17 protein-coding genes are annotated in these 24,933 nt (G+C 57.7%); 9 read left to right on the top strand and 8 right to left on the bottom strand.

All coding sequences use genetic code 11. The annotated features are described in order from the left end of the window. Positions 1-198 precede the first annotated feature (198 nt). The 3 genes from IPM61_06660 to IPM61_06650 all read left to right on the top strand — a co-directional run bounded on the left by IPM61_06660 (position 199) and on the right by IPM61_06650 (position 5,482). Entirely contained in the window at positions 199-3,069 is a 2,871-nt protein-coding gene (locus IPM61_06660; protein ID MBK8910994.1) for a TonB-dependent receptor, read from the top strand. Between the two features lie 72 nt (positions 3,070-3,141). Then, on the top strand, positions 3,142-4,725 hold the full coding sequence (locus tag IPM61_06655) for a fibronectin type III domain-containing protein (protein ID MBK8910993.1): 1,584 nt from the start codon (positions 3,142-3,144) through the stop codon (positions 4,723-4,725). A 178-nt stretch (positions 4,726-4,903) separates the two neighbouring features. Beyond that, complete coding sequence (locus tag IPM61_06650) at positions 4,904-5,482, top strand: hypothetical protein (GenBank protein ID MBK8910992.1); 579 nt, start codon at positions 4,904-4,906, stop codon at positions 5,480-5,482. On the opposite strand, the gene IPM61_06645 is transcribed toward IPM61_06650, so the two are convergent. Beyond that, on the bottom strand, positions 5,458-5,907 hold the full coding sequence (locus IPM61_06645; protein ID MBK8910991.1) for a low affinity iron permease family protein: 450 nt from the start codon (positions 5,905-5,907) through the stop codon (positions 5,458-5,460). The genes IPM61_06650 and IPM61_06645 overlap by 25 nt on opposite strands. A 111-nt stretch (positions 5,908-6,018) precedes the next feature. On the opposite strand from IPM61_06645, the gene queC reads away from it, so the two are divergent. Continuing rightward, the gene (queC, locus tag IPM61_06640) at positions 6,019-6,705 is read left to right on the top strand and encodes a 7-cyano-7-deazaguanine synthase QueC (protein ID MBK8910990.1); all 687 of its coding nucleotides are present in this window, start codon (positions 6,019-6,021) and stop codon (positions 6,703-6,705) included. Positions 6,706-6,736: 31 nt separating this feature from the next. Here the strand turns inward: queC and prmC are convergent, their stop codons facing one another. From prmC to IPM61_06605, 7 genes are all read right to left on the bottom strand, one after another. Next, positions 6,737-7,663: a peptide chain release factor N(5)-glutamine methyltransferase gene (gene prmC, locus IPM61_06635; protein MBK8910989.1), complete on the bottom strand. Its 927-nt coding sequence runs from the start codon at positions 7,661-7,663 to the stop codon at positions 6,737-6,739. A 24-nt stretch (positions 7,664-7,687) separates the two neighbouring features. Then, on the bottom strand, positions 7,688-8,176 hold the full coding sequence (locus tag IPM61_06630) for a DUF488 domain-containing protein (protein ID MBK8910988.1): 489 nt from the start codon (positions 8,174-8,176) through the stop codon (positions 7,688-7,690). A 43-nt stretch (positions 8,177-8,219) separates the two neighbouring features. After that, positions 8,220-9,119, bottom strand: coding sequence for a DNA adenine methylase (locus IPM61_06625; protein MBK8910987.1), 900 nt, complete (start codon positions 9,117-9,119; stop codon positions 8,220-8,222). A 3-nt stretch (positions 9,120-9,122) separates the two neighbouring features. Next, positions 9,123-10,025 carry a hypothetical protein gene (locus IPM61_06620; protein MBK8910986.1) on the bottom strand — a complete coding sequence of 301 codons (903 nt, stop codon included), beginning with the start codon at positions 10,023-10,025 and terminating at the stop codon, positions 9,123-9,125. Between the two features lie 122 nt (positions 10,026-10,147). Continuing rightward, on the bottom strand, positions 10,148-13,423 hold the full coding sequence (locus IPM61_06615; GenBank protein ID MBK8910985.1) for an ATP-binding protein: 3,276 nt from the start codon (positions 13,421-13,423) through the stop codon (positions 10,148-10,150). Positions 13,424-13,501: 78 nt separating this feature from the next. Next, on the bottom strand, positions 13,502-16,621 hold the full coding sequence (locus tag IPM61_06610) for a hypothetical protein (GenBank protein MBK8910984.1): 3,120 nt from the start codon (positions 16,619-16,621) through the stop codon (positions 13,502-13,504). A 150-nt stretch (positions 16,622-16,771) separates the two neighbouring features. Next, a complete protein-coding gene (locus IPM61_06605) occupies positions 16,772-18,058 on the bottom strand; it encodes a T9SS type A sorting domain-containing protein (GenBank protein ID MBK8910983.1) in 1,287 nt (428 codons plus the stop codon). Positions 18,059-18,414: 356 nt separating this feature from the next. Here IPM61_06605 and IPM61_06600 point away from each other — a divergent pair, with 356 nt between their 5' ends. From IPM61_06600 to IPM61_06580, 5 genes are all read left to right on the top strand, one after another. Continuing rightward, complete coding sequence (locus IPM61_06600; GenBank protein MBK8910982.1) at positions 18,415-20,232, top strand: T9SS type A sorting domain-containing protein; 1,818 nt, start codon at positions 18,415-18,417, stop codon at positions 20,230-20,232. A 153-nt stretch (positions 20,233-20,385) separates the two neighbouring features. Beyond that, the gene (locus IPM61_06595) at positions 20,386-22,215 is read left to right on the top strand and encodes a M61 family metallopeptidase (protein MBK8910981.1); all 1,830 of its coding nucleotides are present in this window, start codon (positions 20,386-20,388) and stop codon (positions 22,213-22,215) included. A 43-nt stretch (positions 22,216-22,258) separates the two neighbouring features. Continuing rightward, the gene (locus IPM61_06590; protein MBK8910980.1) at positions 22,259-23,050 is read left to right on the top strand and encodes an E3 ubiquitin ligase family protein; all 792 of its coding nucleotides are present in this window, start codon (positions 22,259-22,261) and stop codon (positions 23,048-23,050) included. 56 nt (positions 23,051-23,106) lie between these two features. Beyond that, positions 23,107-24,021 carry a hypothetical protein gene (locus tag IPM61_06585; protein ID MBK8910979.1) on the top strand — a complete coding sequence of 305 codons (915 nt, stop codon included), beginning with the start codon at positions 23,107-23,109 and terminating at the stop codon, positions 24,019-24,021. A 195-nt stretch (positions 24,022-24,216) separates the two neighbouring features. Next, entirely contained in the window at positions 24,217-24,888 is a 672-nt protein-coding gene (locus IPM61_06580; GenBank protein MBK8910978.1) for a TIGR04283 family arsenosugar biosynthesis glycosyltransferase, read from the top strand. The last annotated feature ends 45 nt before the right edge of the window (positions 24,889-24,933 follow it).

The following is a 24,933-nucleotide window of genomic DNA, read 5'->3' as shown; positions in this document are numbered from 1 at the left end:
AGTCAATTATTAGCGTTAAGAATCCTTAATAACGCCCAAAATTTCCACTTCTGCGTTACCATCACTTAACATCCTTCTGCCACTCTTCCCATCAGTTTTTGCAGCCATTATCATTGCATTGCCACGGCGTTACCAGCACCAAATCTGCTCCCGTTTTGGAGTAGCTGTGCGGCGGGCATCGTTCTTCAACCTACAATTATGAAATCAACACATCTGCCTTTCTACCTTCTGATTGCTGCAATCGCATTGCTTGCGGGGAATGCCACAGCACAACAAGCATCGGTCAATGGGATCATTAATGGCCGGGTAGTGAATGACGCAACCGGCGAGCCAATTATCGGCGGTTCGGTCGCGGTTCAGGGAACGCGGCTTGGCGCGTACACCAACGTCAACGGCTATTACACCATCCGGAATGTTCCGGCAGGGACATACACCTTAAAAGTGACCAGTGTGGGATATGCCACCAAAAGCATTGAGCAGGTGAAGGTAGATGGCGGGCGCACAATCCAGCAGGATATTGCACTCTCGGTCAAGACGTTGCTGAAGGATGAAGTGGTGGTGGTTGCCCGTGCCGACCGTCAATCGGAAAGTGCCGCGCTGATTGAGCGAAGACGCTCGGCTACGGTCAGCGATGCGATCAGTGCCGACCAGATCAGCAAGGCACCCGCAAGCGATGCAGGGGATGCCATGAAACGGGTCACCGGAGTCTCGGTGGTTGGCAAGAAATATGTTGTGGTTCGCGGCCTAACCGAACGCTACAGCGCAACGCAGTTGAACGGTGTGAACCTTCCAAGCCCCGAACCGGAAAAGAAGGTTGTGCCATTTGACTTGTTTCCCGCAGGGCTTATCAGCCGCTTGACCACCATCAAGACGTTCACCCCCGACAACCCTGGCGATTTTGCTGGCGGGTTGGTGCAAATCAACACCAAAGATTACCCCGAATCGTTCCTGCTTAACGCCTCGGTTGGCACAGGCATTAACAGCCAAACACATGGTGCCAACGCTATCGGCTATTCCGGTGGCGGAACCGATTTTTTTGGCATTGATGACGGCACGCGCCAGCTGCCGGGCAACATTGCCCCAGGCCGCCGCCAAACCGCTGCCGAACAAGCCGATCTGCTTTCGCAATTCACCAACAACGTCTGGACTCCACGATCGGAAACTCTCCCCATCAACCAATCCTACAGCATCTCAATTGGCAACCAATTCGACGTTGGGTTCCCGTTGGGCTTTCTTGCTTCCGGTTCGCTGGCAAACAGTTCCAACTACCGCGTGGAGGAGCAACGCTACCCACTGCTTAGCCAAACCAACGGGGAGCAGGATCTACGCTATGATTACGACGTTCAACACGCCGAGCGTTCTTCACTTTGGGGAGGATTGGTGAGTTTGGGCGCGCAGTTTATGCCCGAGCATAAAGTCAGCATTCGTGGGGTCTATAACCACAGCACGGACGATGAGACGCGGAATGCCGAGGGGTTATATAACCAAAGCACCGCCGGCATTATCCGCAATCAACGCCTCCGTTTTTTGGAGCGGGCGTTATGGAGCGGGCAGATTGCTGGCGAGCATTACTTCCCAGCACTTTTCGAATCAAAAATTGATTGGCGGGCAGCAATCAGCCAAGCCAATCGTTACGAGCCTGACAACCGTTCCACCACATACTTCCGTGAAGATGATGGCAGCTACCGTTTTGCCAACAACTTCGGCAGCAACAACGGGCGATTTTTCAGCGACCTGAACGACGACGAATCGAACATTGGCCTTGATTGGAGCATCCCGTTCACGGGGTGGGATCAAGGAAAAGCGAAGGTGAAACTTGGGGGACTGGTCCGCTTGCGCGATCGCCAGTTCAGCGCGCGCCGATTTACCTTCATCACCACCACCAGCAACGATGCGATCTTGACCCAAGCCCCCGAGCAGTTGTTCACGCCGGAGAACGTCCGCAACGGCTTCATGGTCTTTAATGACGACACCCAGCCGAACGACAACTACAACGCCGACGAGAAGATCAACGCTGGATATGTGATGATTGATCTACCGCTCACCACCGGATTGCGGTTTATCGGCGGCGCACGGTATGAGTCCTGGGATCTGAATCTGCTTCCCTTCAACATCGAGACCCATCAGCAAAACACCTCGCTTGCTGTGGATCTCAATCAAACGGATCTGCTGCCATCGGCCAACCTGATTTATCAACTCAGCGACCAAATGAATCTGCGCGGTGCGTTCAGCCAAACGCTGGCACGGCCCGAGTTCCGCGAGCTTGCCCCGTTCCGTTTTGACGATTACCGCCAAAGCACCTACGGCAATCCTTCCCTTGTTCGCACACAGATCACCAACTACGACCTCCGCTGGGAGTGGTTCCCACGTGGCAACGAAGTGATTGCTGCCAGCTTCTTCTACAAAGATTTCAAGAATCCGATAGAGCAGTTCTACCTTATCGGCGGATCGGACATCGCGGTGGAGCCGGCCAACGCAACGATGGCGGTGAGCTACGGAGCCGAGATCGAGTTCCGCAAAGGGCTAGACGAACTGCTGCCGGAGCTTGAGGGCTTTGGCTTGGGGATGAACCTCACTCTGGTCCAGAGCGAAGTCACCTTTGGGGAGAACGACTTCGTCTCCATCTTCGACGGTGTTGGCATCAACCCTTATTCCTCGCAAACGCTCACCAACCGAACCCGCCCTTTGCAGGGGCAATCTCCCTACGTGATTAACGCCACGCTTGGCTACGAAAACAGCAGCTGGGGAACTGGGGTGACACTGCTGTACAATGTGTTTGGGAAACGCCTTGTCGTGGTGGGAACCAACGGCATCCCCGACACCTACGAGCAACCGCAAAACACTCTGGACCTCACCATCGCCCAAAAACTTCCTGCTGGGCTGCAGCTGAAGCTCAGTGCCAAGAACCTTCTGGACAGCGAAACCTTGTACCAGCAGGAGTTCCGCAGTGGCTCGACGATCAATTCGGAGCGATACCTGAGCGGGCGTTCCATCTCCATCAGCCTAGGTTTCAACTTCCATCAATTCGATGAAGAACGTGAGCAGCCGTTGGTCTCTGGCCATGAATAGCCGGTGCGCTCTTTTTCATCAATCACCGATTTCCGATAACCATTAACTCTCTCACAATACAACATCGTAACCATGAAGAACCTGAAACAGACGTTATTAGCCGTGGGCTTGCTTGCGGCCGGAATCATTGCCGGATGCAGCGATGACGACACAGCAACCAACCCAACCACCGTTGATCCGGTGACGAATCTGCGGGCAACCACCGTCACCGACAAGAGCATCGCGTTGGCATGGGACTACGCTGCAACGGCCGACAGCTTCCGTATCTGGCGCAACGGAACCCAACTTGCTTCGGTGGTTGGCACAACCAAAACCTACACCGACAACGGATTGACGGCATCCACCCTTTACACCTACTCCATTGTTGCCGTGAAAGGGGGAACAGCTTCGGCTTCGGCCAGCTTCGGCATTTCCACAACGTTGCCCGGAAGCACCGAAAAGCGTGCAATCCTTGCCGGTAACACCGGCGATAAAGATCGTACGCTAAGCAAGGACACCATCTACACCATCGTTGGATTCTACTTTGTGCAGCCCGGCACCAAGCTCATCATTCCAGCAGGCACACGCTTGGAAGGTGACTTCGAGACCAAAGGGGCGATCATCACCGTTCGCGGAACGAAGTCCCGTTCCAGCGGGCAATTGATTGCACAGGGCACCCCCACCGAGCCAATCATCTTCACCAGCGAAAAACCGGAAGGCCAGCGCGCACGTGGCGATTGGGGAGGCATTGTGTTGAACGGCCTTGCCGACATCAACGTGCCCGGAAAAACTGGAACAGGGGAAGGCGGCACAGGAACCTACGGCCCAGGCGGAGTTGGAACAGCCAAGAACGACGACACATCGGGCGTGTTGACCTACGTGCGGATTGAGTACGGCGGAACCAAGATCACTGCCGACAACGAAGTCAACGGCCTAACCTTGAACGGCGTTGGAAGCGGCACGGTGCTGGATCACGTACAAGTCCACTTCATTGCCGACGACGGCTTCGAGTGGTTTGGCGGAACTGTCAACGGTCGCTACTTAGTTAGCAGCGGCAACGACGACGATATGTTCGACATGGATTTTGGCTACAGCGGCAAGCTGCAGTTCTTGTTCGGTATCCAGGACCCTGACCTTGCCAACCGTGGGTTCGAAGTTGACAACGATGCCGACGGTTCAACAAACGAGCCGTTCACCAGCGCAACCATTGCCAACGTCACGTTGATTGGTGCCGGAAAGGAGAAAGCCAACAACGAAAACAACGATGGCTTGTATCTGCGCCGCAACAACAAACTGAAGATCTACAACGCCATCGTCACCAACTTCCGCTACGGGCTGGTGGTGGATGGATCAACCACAAAGGATAATGCCGACAATGGTGAGTTGTTCGTCAAGAACAGCATCCTGCACGGAAGCGCAGGAGCCTACACGTATGCAAAGGGAACGTCGGCCGATCTTGACCCAATCGCTCAGAAGAACAGCTGGAACATCGCAACAACCGATCCGGCCCTGACAGCCTTAACGTTCACCGCGCCGAACCCGTTGCCAACAAACTTCGCAACCTTGCCCCAGGCGGCACAGCTGCCCAGCGAGTTCTTCCAACAGGTAAGCTACATCGGTGCCTTTGGTCCAGCCACCAACTGGATTCAGGGATGGACCGCCTTCAAGAAAAACTAAGGCGTCTCGCGCTCACTCTTTTCGTCTCCCTCCATTGAACTGGGCGGCAGGGGATAACCACGGCCACAAGGTTGTCCCCTGCTGTTTTTTTTCAGGGAGATGTTTCTCCTTCTGGCACCATCTTCGTCTCACTTTTTTCTTCTCCTCTCTTTCCATTTTTGTGGCTATTCTCTCTGCCATGCCAACACAATCTATGCTTCGCTTATCAACACGATTTCGTTTGCTGATGCTCCTGCTGCCGATGCTGGCGGCCTGCAATCGTCCGCAGCCAGCACCGGTCCCGAACCCTACTGCAATGAAGCAATTTGGGGAGCGGTTAAGCGGTGGCCATCCATCGCCAGAAGCCTTGGTTGATGCCGCCCTGCGTGCATTGCATCAGCGCGACACCGCCGCGCTGATCCGGCTTGCCATTACTCGGCAGGAGTTCAATGGCTCCATCTATCCTGAAATGGGGCGGCACTATCCGGCAGCACGCGACACCAGCCAGCAAGCACGGGAATTCGTCTGGGAGCATCAATATCTAAGCTCAACAAAGGCCATGCTGAAAGGGCTGCGTGCAACTGGAGGAATGCCGCTGCAACTGCTTAGCGTCCGCCATGATGAACGGAAAGATTTTGGGAACTATCAGCTTCTGGAAAACCCCGTGGTGCGCGTTCGTGCGGACGGGGTTGAGAAGGAGCTAACGATGTTTGGCGCAATCGTTGCCATGCGGGGAACCTACAAGCTGCTTTGCTACCGCGAACCCGATGCGGATTGATTGCCGGAAGCTGGTGGGGGAGTGGGTTGGGGATGCCCTTCAGGGCCTGCGTGGCGGCGGCCATGGTGCTCCCGCTCGGTGCTGATGCGGTGGAATTCCTGCTGAAGGCTTTCAAGCTCTGCATCGCTCATCTCCTCCAGGCGTATCAGCCGATTGCGTGCGTGGCTTTGGGCGCGGATTAGTTCGTCAATCTTCAAGTGCAATGCTTTGGTGTCGCGGTTCTGGGTGTTCTGGATCAGGAACACCATCAGGAAGGTGATGATGGTGGTTCCGGTGTTGATCACCAGCTGCCACGTGTCGGAAAAATTGAACAGCGGCCCGGTAAACGCCCATACGATCACAATCACCGCCGCGACCACAAACGCCCATGCGTTCCCCAGCACCTCGGCCGTCTTCTGCGAAAACCGCCGGAAGAACTCACTCATTGTTGTGTGGTTATATTGGCTCATCGTTTCTCCGAGATTTAGTGGCCAGGCGCACGCCGTGGCAATGGAACTTGTGGGAAGCAACCGTCAACAACCGATCACAGCATTTCTATGAACCTCCCAAGCGACCCACGCCGCGCCGTCATTCTGGTTAGCGGCGGGATGGACAGCTGCGTCACCGCCGCAATCATGCAGGCGCAAGGGTACGAACTGAACTTCCTTCACACCAACTACGGCCAACGCACCGAGCGGAAAGAGCTGGAATGCTTCCATGCCCTTGCCGACCATTTCAACGCCACGCGCCGGCTGATTGTGGATATGCGCCACCTGGGAATGATCGGCGGATCCAGCCTTACCGACACCCACATCGAAGTCACCCCCGCAAACCTTCACTCACGCGAGGTCCCCACCAGCTACGTCCCTTTTCGCAACGCGGGGATGCTATCGGTGGCCGTTAGTTGGGCCGAGGTGATCGGTGCCGGCGCGATTGCTATTGGCGCGGTGGAGGAAGATTCCAGCGGCTATCCCGATTGCCGCCAGGTGTTCTACGAAGCCTACCAAAACGTTGTGGAGCTTGGCACACGGCCGGAGACCACCATCGCCATCGTCACGCCGGTGATCCAGATGTCAAAAGGGGATATTGTGGAGGCGGGAATACGGCTTGCGGCTCCGCTGCATCTAACATGGTCCTGCTACAAAAGTGAGTCGGTGGCGTGCGGGCGGTGCGACAGTTGCGCGCTGCGGCTGCGGGGTTTCCAACAAGCCGGCGCAACGGATCCGATTCCATATCAGGAGTAAGCCCCGAGGCATCGCGCCCCATGCTCAGCGGTTATTTCTGAACCCAGAGTATCCGCTCAATCTTGTCCAAATCGGTCAGCACGGTGATGGTTCGGTGGGGCGTGCGTTCGAACAACTTTCGGACGGTAGCGGCCTGGCCATATCCCAACTCCACAAACATATTTCCCCCTTCGCGGCACAGCAACGGGAACAACTCCGCTAACCTTCGGTGGACCCGGTAGCCGTCGTCCCCATCGGTCAGCGCGGTGTGTGGCTCAAAATCCCGGACCTCCGGCTCAAGGGTTCCAATCTCGGCAGTGGGGATGTACGGCGGGTTGGCAACGATAAGATCAAAGGACCCCAAGTCGCGCATGCGTTCATCATCGAACAGATCAATCTGGTGGAAATCAATGTTGCGTGCGCCAAGCTGCTGGGCGTTCTGGCGGGCAATGGCCAGCGCTTCCGGGGAAATATCAATCGCGGTAACGGTCGTCTCGGGCCGTTCCAACGCCACGGTAATGCCAATGCAGCCGGACCCGGTCCCGATATCCAAGCACCGGAGCGATGCCCCCCGGCGCAACGCCTCCTCCACCAACAACTCCGTCTCGGGCCTTGGGATCAGCACCGCTGGGGTGACGTGGAAGATTCGTTTGTAGAAAGGAGCCTCCCCCGTGATATACTGCAACGGCTCGCGGTTGGCACGCCGGCGCACCATTTCCCGCAGCTTGGCAAGCTCCGTTTCGTTCAGCGGGCGTTCAAATTGCAGGTACAGGTCGAAGCGGTTGAGCTTCAGCACGTGGGCCAACAGCAGCTCCATCGTCAGGCGGGCCGAAGCGATGTTCCGCTTCTTAAAAAAATCGGCCCCCCATGTGATAAGCCGCATGATGGTCCAAAGCTCGGTTTGGGTTGACTGCTGGTTCATGGTGGCAAAATACAACGGGGAAGGAGCGGAACGTTCATCGGCCTGTGAACTCTGCATCCGCAGTTGGGGATTGGTTGCGCGCTACTCCCAGGCGGTGAACAAGTTTGCCGGGTGAATGCGCGATTCGTTTTCGTTGATGATGTGGCGAACCTGGACCCCACGTTCCACCAGCGCATCGGCAACCCAGAAGCGGTGGCAGTGCGTTGGGTCCGCTTCGGCGCACATCAGGGCAATCTGCTCGGTGTTGGCCATGCCCATCACCTGTTGGATTCCTTCTTGGAAGGTTGCGGTGCGCATGTATTCGGCAAACCCACGCGAGCGTTCGCTGCAGGATCGGGCGCGCTCCATCACCTCCTTCGGCGGGCGTTTCCCCCCCAGCGATTCAACATGCTGGTAGCGGATTCCGCTGGTGGCGTAGGCCCGCTGCATCTCCTCGCGGTTGAACTGCGGATTATGCCGTGAGTAGGGGATTGCACGGATATCAATCACCGCCCGAACGCCATACTGTTTCAGCAATTCCATCAACGCTTCCTGCGTGCGGGTGGAATGCCCAACGGTGTAGATAAGCATAGGAGAAGAGTGTGAGTTGAGATTAGGATTTAAGAAAAAAACTTCAACTCTGCCGATTATTTGGCATGGTCAGCCAGTTTAGATTTTTGCTAATCAGCAGTTCGGTCATGCGTGCATGGTGAGTATTTTTCATGGCTATCGTCTGGGTTTGGAAATTATAGTGATGGGCAAGGCTATCAACTTCATCAGCATTATCGTAGGTCATCAGGAATTCCCCTTTCAGCTGGTCGCAGATAGAGAACAGGGAATTATGATCAATCTGGGAGTACGTGTACAATCTGCTGCCAGCCTGCTTTTTTGATGCAGTATAAGGGGGATCAATAAAAAATGAATTATTTGTGTTTAAGGCATACTGCTGCACAATGGGAAGCCCATCACCCTGAATAAATGTTATTCGGTCACGATAGCGTTTAATATCCATAATTCGTCGGCAGAGCGTTGCTGGGTACCAGCGCGACAGCAAGCCTTTGCCAGCCTCTCCCGTTTTTACTAATCCTGCGCCCGGTGCCATAATGCCACCACGATTAACTCGGTTTTTCAGAATTGCTTGAAATGCCTTCTCCCGTTTTGATTCGTACTGCTGCGCAAGCTCTTCTTTCACTGTTTCAAGGGTGATAGCAAAGGACATGATTTTATCGGCCATCCATTCGGGCCCATCAGTATCATGGATAATTGTCTGCCACACGGAAGCAATCTGTTCATCCAATTCAACCATTATCACGTGGTCACTAAGGCGTTCGGCAGCAGCTGTTAGGCTTACAATGCCCCCGCCAGCAAACGGCTCGATAAGCAATTGGCACCGGCTTGGTAAGGAGCCAAGCCACTGCCGTATCCGAGGAATCAGCCATGTTTTCCCTCCGGGATAGCGGAAGGGGCTTCGCTGCGGCACGTTGGCAACGTTGACGACCCGCTCAGTATCTTCCCATAATGATGTTTGCCACATAGCTTATATTCCTGATGAACTATCAATGGTTTCGATATCGGGAGGAAATTTCATTGCTTCCTTTTTACCCAGCTGCTCGCCACGGTCAATGCGATGCTGCAATGTTTCAAGAAAATCTTCCACCTTACCCACCTCAGCTGTGGTAATGCGTTCCAATGCTGGCTTAAATTGTGTGTACACCGTTTTCACCAACTGAAGCTGATATCTATTATCAGAAGGATTATGCACTAAATCATAAATCATCCAAGCGATGTCGGCCTGCGACGGCTCAACTTCTGGTAATAAAGGGAGCGTGGCAAAAAAACTTTGCTGAACTGCAACCGCCATTTTACGTTTCCAAGCGTGCAGGATTCCTCCTTTGTACAGCAGCTGCGGTGCCAATCGTTTTCTTGAAGAAGAAAGATAATCAGGGCGCGGGTAATTAAGTAACGGCCAGTCCATTTCACACCGCTTTTTCGGATCTTCCATGTAATATCGGAACGCCCCGCTGATATTACCGGTGATATATACGGCTTGTATTTCTAAAGCTCCAAAATCTTGTATGCGCCCGTGCTTATCCAGTAAGGCCAGAACGACATCAATATTACCCGCAGATTTTCCATGGCGATCAGGCAATCGCACTTCAGATAAGGAGAGATATTCCGCATTTTCAGGGAAGAAAAACGCAGCAGCATCGGTAACGATCTTCCAATCTTCCCGAAACCTTACTGGGCATGTAATCACTGGGGGCTTGCCACTTTCGGCAATGCTGCAGACACCCAGCGGATCCTTGATACTGTTTTTGGTGCAGCATGGCCCCGTCGAGTTATGAAATGGGCAGAACCTTGCTTTTCGATGCCGGCTGGCATTGTCGGAAAAATTACCAACGGGATAGCCAAAAACTTCAGCTAATGGGTTTGATGGCATAAAGCGTATCCAGCAATGTTGTTAAAGGTTTTGGTGTTCGGCACGTAGCGGGGAATTTATGACCCTGCAAGTTACTGCGCCCACGGTGCTAATCTTAGCATTGATCCTGGCTTTGAATGCCGCTATGCTGCCTCCATTTTCTTCCGAACGTTGGCTGCATCGGCGGGGCGGTCCAGGGCTTCAAGCGCGGCGCAGTACAGATCCCCAATCTCATCATCGCCGGGAAGCATCCCCCAAGCGCGGCGCAGAAGCAGCTCGGCCCCTTCGGCATCCCCTTCGCGCAGGGCCAGCGTTGCGGTCCGCAGCACCACCAATCGCAAACGGTTCTCAAGATCATCGCGAAGCTGCTCGAACACCCCTTCGTACAACGTTGGGAAGGGGACTTCGCCACGGAGAATTTCAAGGGCGCGAAGTGCTGCGTCGCGGGCGCGGGCGGGGTGGGCACGCTGCAAGGCTTTGGCCGCATCGCGCAGCAACCCTTCGGCCTCAATCAAATCAACCCGAAGCAGTTCAAGATTTAGCCGTGGAGTCTCGTGGTCGGTAAGGATTCCGTCGTGCCCCACAAGGTCGCGCAGGCGGTAAATGGCGCTGTTGACTGCGTCGCGCGCCAGCTTGGGGTTGTGGTAATCCACCTCGATTCCGGCCGCCTCCAAAAACTCCTTGCGATCCAACCGCCCCCCCATAAGTTCGTTGGCCACCATCGTTCCCAAAAACGCTTTCTGACGCGCACCGCGTGGCTGCACTGCGGTGGCGTTGGGGTCAGCCGGGCGCACCTCAATCTTCCCCAGCATCGTCACCGATAACCGGTGATCGTGCTTCATTTTCGGTGCGGCAGCACTGTTCCGTTTGGTGGCAATTGCTGCGGCTTGCTTGCGGTAGGCGGCACGCTGCCGAACCGGGAGCAATGCGGCATAATCGCGCAGCAGCAGCAACAGCAACGCATCCAGCCGCCGTGCGGCAAGCCAATCCAGCAGGTTCCGGAATGCAGCCGCAGCGTCCTCCTGCAATGGGTCGGGAAGTGGATGCTTCATGGAGCCAGTGGCCCAATTGCGCGCAACCGCCATTGCGGCGCGGAACCGGATAACATCCTCCAAGCGCACGATCTGTTTGCCCAGCAATGCAAACTCTTCTTCGGCATAACTGATTGCTGGCCGCTGGGTCCCCCGTGCCACGCTGAACACCGTGGGCAGCTGAAGATCGCCCAGAAGCGGCTTGTTGGAAATCATGGTGGAAATCAGATTGCCACGCCCCAAAAGCAACGCCACAGGAAGCAGCTCAAGCATGGCGGTTGCGTCGTTGGCCAGGTCCAATAATTGCTCGGCAACGCAGGTAGCGGTATGCTGGGCAATCCACTCCACGAACTCCTCGATGGTGATTCCCCCCATCACCGTTGTGGCCTTTGCCAGCAACAGTGCGCGGTTGCGGTAGGTGCGCATCATCCCCTTTGCTTTGAAGCCCTCCATCGTTGCCTTCAGCACTGCAATCATCGGCTCAAGTTCGCCGGTCTCCCAGTAGAAATATGGGGTGATGGAATCCAGCACACTCCGCTCGAAATCGGTTGCAGCGGCGGCAATCTGCTGGCACAGTGCGGTGCGGCGGGCAAGCTCCTGGGGGGAATCAAACAGCATCAGCAAGTAGGGGCCAATGTTCACCAGAGCAATGCGGCGGATAGCCTCCGGGACGTGGTCCCCCTCTTGAATCCGCTGATACTCGGCCTCAATGTTGCGGGCAGCCGAATACTCTTGGTTTTCGATTGCAATCTGGCAGAAATCGCGCAAGCAAATGGCGTACAACCGTTCGGATCGAAGCCACGGATACCGCCCCCCCAGGGCCAATGCTTCATCCAACAATCGCCTCAGCGTGGCGGGGTTATCGGCATGGCTCCAGCTTTGTTGGGCAATGGCAATAATGCGGAAGATTGCAAGCGGATCGGGCAACGGTTCTTGCGTCAGTTCCAGCAACCCCCGCAACGCTTGCTGGTGCTGTTGCGAGTCCAGCTCGCGCCGAAGCAACGTCAGTTTCCGGGCCAGTGCGTTGGCGCGCCGCTGGCGTAGCTCCTCGGTGCTGAATCGCCCTGCGTTCGCTTCCAACAGAAGCTCGGCAACCTGCCAAACGGTCAGGGCAAAGGGCCAATCGGCGGTTACGTCAAGCTCGACGGCGATGCTCAGGGCTGTGTCCGTCGCGCAGCGCACGTGCTCCAGCGGAAGGGATTGAAGCAGCAGGTCGCGTTCGGCAGTACCGTTCGGAGGATTGAGCAGCAATCGGAACGGAAGGATGGAGTAAATCGGCACAGCCCCGGAAAGCATCGCCAACACCCCACCAACCGGGAACCGCCCGGCGGAGAGGAACTCACGATGAACCAAGCTGTGGGTAAACGCCCACGGCAGCTCCGCGCTGCGCCCCAATCCCGGCAGCGGACGCTTTGGGGTTGGCAGCTGGTGCAGCACTCCGTTGAACGCCAGCGATTGCACAACCTTGGGGCTTGCAACCACCGTGGCAGCCTCCCCCGAGAAGACTTCGCCCAGCGATGCCAGCTGCTCGGCAACCACCCGCTCTTCCTGGGTAAGCTGGATAGCAAGGCCATTGATTAACGCTTGCGAATTCTGGCGCACCGATTGGCGGAACGTTGGCTCGGTTCCCCAAACTCCATTGTGCCGTTGCTGGATTGCACCCGTACTCACCCCACCCTGCAGCACGGCGCGGATCGCCAGCGCGTTCCCCAACGTTTCGGCGGCAACAACCGCAAGGGTATCGGGCGCGGGCAGCTCGCCAAACAACGATTTCCAGATGATGCCAATCTCCGTGCTGCTTAGCCCTTGCAGCCGTAGCTGTTGCAATGGCTTTTCCGCAAGCACTGCTCTGGCCGGATAATCCAGCGGGCGGGCAGCGGCGCACAGGGCGATTGGCTCATCGGCAATGGCAGCAACCAGCTGCGCAAACTCGCGAAGGGCAGCCCCGGCAAGAAGATGGATATCCTCAACCACCAGCATCATTGGCCGCAGCCGGGCAATGCGGCGCAAGGCATCGGCACAGCCGGCAAGGGTCTGCAAAGTGTTGCCCCGAACCAGGCGATGCAGCCGCGAATCGCGCCCCAGGGCTTGCGCCACCAACGGCGCGATTGCTGCGGTGGATTCCGAGTAGAGCTTCAGCACCACCACCGCCCCGTTGGCCGCTTCAATCTGCCGGATTGCTTCTTGCAGCAGGCTGCTTTTCCCAACGCCCGCTTCCCCCTCCACCAGCAGGCAACGCAGATGATCGCTTTTCAGAACGCCACGCCAGAACTGAACAATGGCCGATACTTCCCCCACCCGCCCGTGGAATGGAAGAACGCCATGGCGAAGAACATCGCCCAGCAGATTCATGGAAGGTTGCGAAGGGTTGGAACGGTCTGTTGGCATTATTCCAGACTTTCTGGCCAGAAATTCAGATTAGAGTTTCGGCGCGGTGTTGATGATTGCACAGCCGGCACGCACGTTTTACTTCACCATCATCATCCACCCGCTTGCCGACCAGTGGCCGCTGGTTAGGCGGTAGCGATACAGGCCGCTGGGCTGCCCGCTTCCGTCCCACGTTACGGCGTAGCGGCCCGCCGGCATCGGGGCATCAATCAAGGTTTGAAGAAGGTTCCCGGCGGCATCGAACAGGTCCAACCGTGTTGGGCCATCAAGCCCCAGCGAGAAGCCGATCTCCGTTGTTGGATTGAACGGGTTCGGGTGGTTCCCCAGAAGCGCGTAGTCCGCCGCGCTGACCTCGATGAACCGCAAGTTTGCCCCGCAGATTGGGTCCAGCGTCACGCATCCCACCGCATCGGGAATCACGGTGCAGCTGTTCCCCACCAACGCCAGCTGCGCCCGCACGCAGGACCGCGTGGTGTTGCGGAAATAGACCAAGAACCCAAGCTCCATCAGCGTTCCGGTGCCGGAGGCGTAGGTGAATGGGTTGGCCGTCAGCAGCACGCGATACCGGCCCGGCTTCCGTTCAAGAACTTGGGCGTACCAACCTTCCATCAATGTTCCGGCAAAAAATTCTTCGCGCAGGGCCATCATCCCATCATCGAACGTGACATCCAGCAGAAGCGAATCAAGCTGCGCTGCGTCCAGCGGATCGTCCAAAAAAATCGGCACGCGCAGGTATGCCCCGGCGCGAACTTGGTAATCGCCAATCCGCAGCCGTGCGGTGCGTGGCGAGGGGTCCACGGCCACGGTGACTTGGTCGCTATCGCTGCATCCCTGGGCGTTGGTTACCCGCAGGAAGTAGGTGGTGGTAAGCGTTGGCCGGGCTTCCGGCGATTGGCAATCGGTGCAGCTTAGGCCGGTGGCGGGGGTCCATTGGTAGGCCGCTGCGGTGTCGGAACGCAACTGCGCGGCATCCCCCTGGCAGATTTGTGTGTCCTCCCCGGCGTTCGCCACAATGGCGGGGTTCACCGCCACCGTCACCGTGTCAACCGATTGGCAGCTTCCCGCGCTTTGGGCGGTCAGGCGGTAGGTGGTGGTGGCCACGGGGCTGGCCATTGGGTTGCGGCAATCGGTGCAGCTTAATCCGGCGGCGGGCTGCCAGCTGTACGTTGCTGCCGCGCCGGTGGCGTTTAGGCGCACGCTATCGCCCAGGCAGATGCTTTGCGGGTCGCCGGCATCCACCGCCAGTGTGTTCACCACGGTCACCAGCACCGTATCAACGCCGTCGCACGTTCCCGGGGCCGAGGAGGTGACGATGTACTGGGTGGTGGCGATTGGACTGGCAACCGGGGCATCGCAATCGGTGCAGCTTAATCCGGTCCCCGGGGTCCAGCGGTAGCTGCTTCCTCCGGTTGCCCGCAGTTGCACGCTTTCGCCAGCGCAGATTGTGGTGGCATCGGGGGTTGCCGTGACGGTCGGGGCCGGTTTGATGAACACCGTGACACTGTCGGTGGCAATGCACCCCGCAGCGTTGCGGGCCTTTAGCCGGTAGGTGGTTGTTTGCCGTGGGCTTGCGGTTGGGCGGGGGCAATCGGTGCAGCTAAGGTCCGCCGAAGCATCCCACTGCAGCGTTCCATCCCCCATCCCTTGCAGCTGCACCACTTGCCCGGCGCAGATAGTGGTGTCGGTTCCGGCACTGACGTTTGGCCGCGGGGCAACAGTGATGGTTTGGAACGTGGTGTCGTGGCCAAGCTCGTCGCTGGCGATTGGCTTGCTGGCAATCAGCCGAACCTGGAAGCTCCCCGGCGTATCGTAGCAGATATTGCGCGGGTTCTGTTCGGTGGATTGGTTGATTCTTGCTCCGTCGAATTGCCATTCCCACGCGGTTGGGTTGTTGCTGGTGCGGTCAATAAAGTTGACGCACTCCCCAGCGCAAATCTCCAGCCGGTCCGGCGCGAACATCGCCCGCGGCGGAAGGCACGCGCTATCGGCAGGAAGGCCGTAGCTGTCAACGTTGTTCGGCAGCCCCCATAACGACTCCATCGTCCCCAACGAAGGCCCGTTGAACGCAAAACCGCACCCTGCCCCGGCCGCGTTTGGGTTGTTGACAACCGCAAGGTGGTTGGCCGCCAGCACAGCGATATAGAGCTTCCCATCCGGCCCGGCAACGATTGAGCCAAGCGAATCGGCCAGCCCCACCACTTGCCGCGAATTGATAATGGCCGAAGGCGCGGGGTTGGAAAGATCAAACTGGAACAGGGTGTCCTTGAAAGGCCGGGGGGTGTTTGCCGGAACGTCGTGGGCGCGGGAGATATAGAGCTTGCTGTTGTTGGGGGAGAAGCAGGCTCCGTAGTCGTATCCATTGCCGTTCAGCAACCGGATGGCGTTGCTGAAGCTGCCGGTGCGATTGTCAAAATCCAGCAGGTCCACAAAGCTGGGGCCGATGACTTGCTGGAAGGCATTCCACAGGACCACCGCGACTTTCTTTCCGTCGGGGGAAGATTTCATCCACCCTTCCGGGCGTTTGATTCCCCCCGGGGAGTGGTCCCCGCCAATTTGGGTCATCACCGTGTCCACAATCCCTTTTGGCGAAAGGCGGAAAGCGTAGAAGCGATCACCGCCGAAGCTATGCGCCAGAATCCACCAATCGCGCCCGTTGCAATGGCGCACCGCCGTCAGCTTCTCCGAAGAAGAAGGGAGCACCACCGTGTTTTTCTCAACAACATCACCCAAGCCATTGTCGGCACTCATATCAATCACCGAAAGGCAGAGTGCTTCGTTGGGGTCGCCTTGGTTCGAGGCCGCAGCAGGAGTGGTAAACAGCGCGTAGCGTTTCCCCGATGGGTCCCCGGGCCAGGGGAGTATCAGCCCACTTTGCACGCTGTTGCGATTGCCGCGCAGCCGGTCCCCGTTCGGCATCTGCTGGTGGTTGCGGTTCCAGACCACCAAGCCATTGGTGTACAGCAGCAGTTGGCCGGTTGCGGGGTCGCTGAAGCTGGCGCCCCCTTCTTCGGTGGTCATCGCCCCGCCATACAGCGGAACGGGGTTGCCGCTGCTGAAATCCAACCCGGCATTTCTTCCGAAGAACCAGTGGTTATACTGCTGCTGGGAATGGAGGAAGGAAGGGAGGAGAAGGAGCGTAATCAACAGGGCAAAACCCCGAATCGGAAGTTGGCGCGAAGGTGCAGGAAGGTTCATCATGGCTGCGGCATATTCAGTTCACAAACGGCATCGCGATGGGGAAGAGTTCCCCGCCGAAAGATACGACAGCCCAACCGCCAGCAGACAAACAAAACGGTGGCACCCTGAAGAAACTCAGGGTGCCACCGTTTGCAGAAATTCAGCACGTGATTACTGCGCTTTCACCAGGGTTTGGACGGCGTTCCAGCCTTCCCCTTCCACGCGGCAGTAGTAGATGCCCGCCGGAAGCTGGCTGGCGTTCCAGACCGCGGTGTACTCCCCGCGTTCGGCTTCCCCTTCAAACAGGGTTCCAACTTCAACGCCCAGCGTGTTGTAGGCCTTAACGGTCACCGGGCCGGGCTGCGGCGCGGTGAACTGGACCGTGGTTTGCGCCACAAACGGGTTCGGCTGGCCGCGCAGCCCAATGGTTGCCGCAGCAATTGCGCGGTCGTTCACCCCGGTTGGTGTTGGAAGGTTGGAGTTCCAGATAATCAGCGCGCCGTCGTCGGCAGTGCCGGAAGCAACATAGCGGTGGTTTGGGGAGACCGCCACGGTTGCTTGCGCCACCGGGTATTCATCGTACGTGGTGAAGACCGCGCCGGTGTTGACTTCCCACACCATCACGGTTCCATCTTGCGATCCGGAGACAAGGTAGCGTCCGTCGCGGGTGAAACTGAGTGCGGTGATTGTTTCGGTATGGCCCACCATCCGGCGGATCAGCGCTCCGGTGGTTGCGTTCCAGAGCTTCACCACGCGGTCGGTCCCGCCGGTGGCAATCACCGCGCCATTTGGCGAGACGGTAATGGCATAGAATGGGCGGGTGTGGGCGCGGAAGCTGGTTACGGAGTCAATCACCGTTGCGGTGTTGAACACCTGCACGTTGCCATCGCCAAACACCGTGGCCACCACGCTGCCATTGGGTGAGCAGGCCACGGCATTGAACGAGCTTTGGGAATACAGCCGGATGCTACGGGCAATCTCACCGCTGGCAATACGCAACAAACGGAGGTCGTAGGTGTTGATGTTCAGCGGCGGTTTTCCAGCAATCAGCGACGACACCGGAACGTAAGGCTGGTCCGGCATCGTGGCCAGCGATTGGCCGAACGTTTGCGGCGCGTATTGGCCGTTAAGCTGGCCGGTGGCGATATCCCACGTGCGCACCAAGCCATTGTTGATAACGGTGAGCATTGCATTGTCGGCACTGAAGGCCAACCCAGTGGCGTAATCGTAGCCGCCAACATCGGGCAACGTCCGCACCAGGTTGCCGGTGGCCACATCCCACACCTTCACCGAATCATAGGGGCCAACGGCGGCCACATATTGGGAGTTCGGTGAGAAGCAGACGCGGCTAACGGTGAACTTGCCCGGCCAGGCCGACCAGTGAATGCGGCTTCCCTGAGCATAGGAAACAACGGCAGCCGCCAACAGGAAACTGAGTACGAAGGTAGTCTTGCGCATGGTTAGATTCTCCCCTTGCATGGCACCGATCCGCCATGCAGAGCGTTGAGCAACGCGGAATGTGAAAAAGGCCGATGCGGATGTGAGCGTTCGCCGCATCAGTTCCACCCAGTGTGGAATCGGGGTCGAAAAATAAAACTCCTTTGGAATACAGCAACGGGAAAGTGCGTCATTTGAGAGAATAATTCTTAATGATTCTTCCGTGCGCCAACCTTGTAGGGTTTGCGGTCAAGATGCAATTTTACCGCCCCTGCTTCTTCCACGTGTGCGGAATCACTGCGGCGTTTCCCACACATCCTGTCTTGCAATACGGCAATTCAACAATACAACCAACCATTTACCGAGGTACGTGTACGATGTCACGGATACTACACCGATTGATCCTTTGGGCTGGGGTTACGGCGGCAATCGCCAACCAGAGCGTTGCCCAAACCTTCGACGACCACAACGACCATGCCGACGAACCAGCTGTTCCAAGCAAAGGAATGTGCGGCACAGCGTTAAACAGCAGCATTGATTGGAAAGCCGCGCTGGAACGCACCAAGCAGGAAGACCCCGAAACCTACCAGTGGATCATCTCCTCGGCAAAATCAAAAAAGGAGATCAGCCAGCTGCTGCGGACTTCTGGGGAATTTGAGTTTAAGATGTACAGCTACTCCACCGAGAAGTATGTAAGAATTTCGGCCTCATTGGTGACCCAGGGAACAAATTTCCGCTTATGGGTGGACGACACCTACGCCAGCGTTATGACTCCATCGGTCGTGGCAAACATGGTGCGTGTTTTTGACAGCGCCACCCAGGGGACTTTAACCCCCATTTCGCGCAATCCCAACCAAGGGTTTATTACCAACGATAAGCAGGTATTTGGCCAGCCACCTCCAAACCGGGCTTGGGACAATGATTCATTAACCGATTTCTTCGTGACCTTCACCGATGGCAACGCGCCAGCGGGTGGCGTTGTTGGCGGGTTCTTTTCCCCTTTGGACCAGGAGGACCCGAACGTTGTGCCAGCATCCAACGGCATGAATATCCTGTACATCAACTACAAAAACGTTGGGGATATTTACAGCCTTACCAGCACCCTTGCCCACGAGTATCAACATCTGATCCACTACGCACGGAAACGCCCAAGCCTGAGCATCTACAACGAAGGCTGCAGCGAGGTTGCCAGCATCCTGAACGGCTATGCTGACCGCAGGGACTTGCTCTATCTGAACAACACGAATATCAATTTATTCCGCTGGACCCGTGTCACCAGCGAGAGCAGTGCGGCGGACGTCCTTGCCGACTACACTCGCGGCATGACTTGGGTGCATTACCTTAGCGAGCAATTCGGCGAACGATTCCTGTATGAACTTGCCGGAGCAACCGTTGACAGCATGGCACGGGTGGACGAAGCCCTCAGCAAAATTGGAAGAACCGATATCACATGGCGTGATGTCTTCAAAGGCTTTGCCGCCGCGCTCTACGCCCAAAGCAATGGCAACGATAACCGCTATAAGTTCAAATACCGGCTGGTCCAAAGCAGTAATTCGCGCGCACGCGCCACCGGCAGTTACAACGGCAAAGATTATCCCGCCAACAACTCCGTTGCGTTGGAGCCATTTGGCATTGCTTACTTTGTGTACAACGACACTTCCGGTGCTGCCAAATTCCGGTTTACGCCAGGGCAAGGCTTTGCAAACAACGATTGCGCGGTGATGGCAATCAATTATATGAGCAGCAGCACCGTGCCGGAAAACGTGCGCGAAATCCCCATCGGCGAAGATGCCCTGATATCGCAAGGCAGCAAGCCGTACCGCCGTGTTGTTATCGCCGTGATGAACATGACCGGACGCGCGCAAACCGTCACCTGGACCACTTCAACCCAGGTGTTGGGGGTGGATAACGAGGAGGCCGCACGCCGCGCTGGCATTGGCTTCACCGGCGTTGCGCCCAATCCCGTTGCTTCCACGGCCACGCTTGGCTTCACCACTGCTGGCTCGGCTCCGGTCAGCATCACGCTGTACGATGCCGCCGGAACAATCGCAGCAACAGTGGTTGCCGAGCAGGCAATGGAACAGGGGGAACACACCATCGTGCTGAACGTGGCTAACTTGCCAAACGGCGTGTACCGCGCTCGGTTGGTCCAAGGTGAGCACAGCGTTAGCCGCTCGGTTGTGGTGCTGAAATAATCTCCACAACGGTGGTATCGTTCAAGTATCACACTCTCCCCTCGGATCAATTCAATCCGAGGGGATTTTTTTCACCCGAACGGATAGCCGCTAAGCTGTGCGCCAAGCCGTGTCACCTTGCATCTGCCAGCTTCCCATTCAACAACTTCTTCCATGCTTCATTACTCGCTTGACCTGACCAACACTTCCGCCCACTTGTTCGGCGTGGCCATCACCGCCAGCACCAACGGAGCCGATTATCTGGAGATAGAGTTCCCCGCTTGGTCACCGGGGCGATACTACATCTACGACTTTGCCCGCAACGTCCAGGAACTTCATGCCGCCGATGCAGCCGGGAACGCGCTTCGGATGGAACGAATGGACAAAGGGCGGTGGCGAATCCACACGGCAGGGTCCCAGCAACTCACCATCCGCTACCGGATGTTTGGCGACACCCTTAGCGGAACCTTCAGCCAGCTTGACGACCGCCACGCCGCAATCAACGGGTCGTCGGTGTTTGGGTATCTGGTGGGAAGAACGATGGAGAAGATTGAGTTGGAGATTACCGCCCCCGCAACCTGGAAAACCTACACCTCGCTGAAAGCCCGCCGCCGCGCCGGACGCAGCGTGTTGGTTGCGGAGAATTATGATGTCCTGATTGATTCCCCGATTGAAGTTGGGACCCCAGTTGTTCGGAAGTTCACCATTGACGGCATCACCTACTCGATAGTGATGGACGTTGCCGGAAGCGAAGCCACACGCGGCAGCAGCCAACTTGCCGAACGCATCGCCCAGTTCGCGAAGGATACCGAGCAAACGGTGGCCGCCTACGTGGCCAGATTCGGAAAGCCGGAGTTCGATGCCTACTGGTTTTTGGTGAACATTGACCCCTACGCGCCAAGCGGCGACGGGATGGAACACCTTGCTTCCACACGGCTGGTGATTAACGGCCACATCACCGAAAGCGACCACTACGACGACCTTGTTGGGGTGATGTCGCACGAGTTCTTCCACATCTGGAACGTGAAACGAATGCGCCCCGCCGAGCTTGGTCCGTTCGACTACACCCGCGAGCAACACACAACGCTCCTTTGGTTGGCCGAAGGGTTCACGCAATACTACGGCCACCTGATGCTCCGCCGCGCCGGGGTCTGGAACGACCGCCAGTTTTTCAAAGAGTTGGCCGCCGAAATCAACCGGGTTGACCGCTCCCCGGGGCGGTTCCACCGGAACCTGCGCGAATCCAGTTTCGACACGTGGTGGGGGGCTGGCGCGCGAAGCCCAATCGCCGCCGCCAGCAACTTCCGCAACACCTACGTCAACTACTATTTCAAAGGCGCGGTTGCTGCACTGCTGCTGGACCTTGAGCTTCGCCGGCTTACCCGGGACCGCTGCTCGCTGGATGATCTGATCCGCGAACTGTACCGCCGCACCTACGCCGATCAGCCAAAAGGGGATTACTTCCTGCAAGGGAACGGCTACACCGAGCGCGACGTCTGCAGCGTTGTTCGGGACCTGGCCGGGGTGGAGGCCGAACTCTATCTGCTGTGGCTGATTGATAGCCGCGAGGAATGGGAGTACGCCGAACCGCTGTCGCGGGTGGGGGTAAGCATCCGGCGCGGACGGGAACCGAAACAGGGGGAACCGGAGCGGCAGCAGCTTTTCACCGGAATGGTGATGCCCGAACGGAAGCATGGCTGCAATGACTTCGTGACGCTGACTAACGTCCTGCCAAACTCCCCCGCCGAAGCCGCAGGCCTAAGCGCGGGCGACACTCTGATTGCAATTGATGGCGAGCGTGTTGATGCCAACACCCTTGCGCTGGTGTTGGAAGCAAAGTGCCCCGGCGACCAGTTGCAGGTAACGGCGTTCCGCGGCCCGCGCCTGCTGACCTTTGCCGTTACAACCACCGAGCGCGACACCCGCCCCTTCCGGATGGAGACAGACAAAGCCGCCACCGCAGCCCAGAAAAAAGCACGGAGGAAATGGCTTGGCGAAGGATAATGTGAGGTAATTTTGCCGGCACACATCAACCAAAGGTATCAGCATGGCATTACTCATCATTGGCATTCTTCTGATCGCGCTGGGCGGGCTTCTTCTGTACCTGCGAACCCGGGCGCAAGGGCGGTTGCTGGAGATAGGCTCCACGCAAACATCAACAACGCAAGAGGTCCGCGAACTTCACACCCAGATTGCTGCCGAGCTTGGCCCCGGCGGGTTCAGCCAAATTGTGGAGCTGAAAGGGGTCCTGCGGTGCGACGCGCCGCTTACTGCCGAACTTTCCGGCCAGCCTTGTGCCTACTACTCCATGAGCGTGGAGGAACGCTACGAGGAAACCTACCAGGAGCACGACAGCGAAGGGAACACCCGCACGGCAACGCGAACCGGCAGCAACATCGTGGCCAGCAACACCCAATCGGCAATGTTCCAGCTGCACGATGCCACCGGCGCAATCACGGTAAACCCAACCGGGGCCGAGGTTCATCCGCGCCAGGTGGTAAGCCGGTTCGAGCCGTTCACCGGCGGGCCGGCGATCACCGTTGGCGGGTTCACGTTGCAGGTTGGCGCGGGCATTGGCGGGCGGCGGATAGTGGGCTACCAATATGCCGAATCCATCCTCCCGCTGGAATCACAACTCTATCTGTTTGGCGAGGCCACCGACACCAGCGGCCAACTTGCCGTGCAGAAGCCTCGCGAAAAAAAGCCTTTCATCATCTCGCTAAAAACCGAGGAGGAGATTGTGCGCGGGGGGCAAGGGAGCGTGAAGTGGTATCTGTACGGAGCAATCGCTGCGTTTGTGATTGGCGCGGGGCTGATCCTTGCTAGGCTGCTGAAATAAGATCACGCGCCGGCAGATTCCCTTCGGTTTCCGCCGGCGCAACAACCTCCATCTGTTTGGGTCATCCCCGCAAACGTCATGCTCTCTTCTCTCCATTCCCCGCGCCGCAATGGCATTCCTTCACCGCTCCCTTGCCAAGCTGGAGCGGTGCCGGAACAGTGCCAGGCGGACCACGGCAGGAAGAAGCCGGAGGCAAAACGATGAGGGAGGAGGGGCGGAGGATGTTCCGGTGGCTGTGGGCGATTCTTTGCGGTTGCACACTCCATCAATCAGCGGTTCAATCGGCGTTGGCGCAGCCATCAACGGTGGTGGTGTACAGCAACGATTTCACCCGTGGCGACACGGCGCATTGGTCCACAACCGTGGCGGACCCCGAGTGGCAACGCCGCGTGCGTGTGCGGTTCACCGGGAACGCAACCCAGCGGGTGCTGGGCGATTTTGGCGACCAGCGCGTCACGCTCCGTTTGCCGCAGCTTCCCCCGCACGACTCCATCACCATAGCGTTCGATTTCATCGCCATCCGTTCCTGGGATGGAAACAGCAGCCTGTATGGCCCCGACCTGTTGGAGTTCAAGATTGACGACACACTGCTGTTCCGGACCAGCTTCAGCAACACCACCTACCGCCAGTCGTTTCCGGGCGAATACCCGGCAAGCCGCCCGGCACGGAGCGGCGCGGCGGCGTTCAACTCGCTGGGGTATATCTGGCGATTCCCCAACCTCTTCTCCGGCCCGATGGACGCAACCTACCGGATTGCCCGAACCATTCCCCACACCGCCAGCCAAGCCAGCTTCCATTTCAGCGTGATGCTGGACGACCCCGGGCAGGACATCACCAACGAAAGCTGGGCACTGGATAACGTCACCGTAACCGCCACCACCGCAAGCCAACCCACAGCCGCCCCGCCGCAACCGCCGCCGCAGCCACCATCGCCATCGCAAAAAAAACGGGAGCCAGCAACCGGGGGGTGAAGGTGAACGGCCACGCCGGGGCCGCCATACTTCCACAATCCGAATCCTTCGGGTTCCCGTAGGTTCTTTCTGCCAACCGCAGCAGGAAGTGGGGATCACACGCCCCAACCAGACTGGGTTGGACAATGGCACGCTATGGCAACCAAGCAATCTTCCTCCGCTCCTTTCCCTCTGGTTTCTATCATCATGCCAGTGATGAACGAGGCCGCAATCCTTGGCCCGCAGCTGGGGCGGCTTGCCGCGCTGCCGCGGACCGAGGTGATTGTGGTGGATGGCGGAAGCCACGACGCAACCCAAGCAATTGTTAGCCTCCACTCCGCCGCGCATCCGAACGTGCGGTTGCTGCAATCGGCAAGGGGGCGTTCCATCCAGATGAATGCTGGGGCGGCGGTGGCCCTGGGGGAGTGGCTGCTGTTCCTTCATGCCGACACAATCCTTCCCCCCGATTCCCACCAACAGCTTCTTCGGATTGCCCACACCGACCCCGAACACCGCGCCGGCGCATTCGCATTCCAGGTGACGGGCAATGCGGGATGGTTCCGCTGGCTTGAGCGTTCGGTTGGCTGGCGGAACCGCCGGATGCGGCTGCCGTTTGGGGACCAAGGGTTGTTCGTTCGCCGCCACTACTTCCGGCAGCTTGGCGGATACCGCGAAGATTATCCACTGATGGAAGATCTGGAGCTTGTGCAACGGCTGCGCCGCGCCAGCGGCTTCCGCATCCTCCATGACTATCCGGTGATTACCTCGGGGCGGCGGTGGGAGGAAGAAGGCTATCTGTTCACCAGCGCACGCAATATCTTCCTGCAACTTCTCTACTCATCCGGCATCCACCCGCGAATTTTAGCAAAGATGTATTGGAAGAAATAACCGCGTGTTGTTAGTTGCGCACGAAGCCAGCGGGGATCAAGAATA

The organism is Chlorobiota bacterium, from assembly GCA_016710285.1.
In the GTDB taxonomy this organism is placed as follows: Bacteria; Bacteroidota; Ignavibacteria; order OLB7; family OLB7; genus OLB7.
Note: the sequence above shows the minus strand (reverse complement) of the source record. Positions and strands in the feature narration are given on the sequence as shown.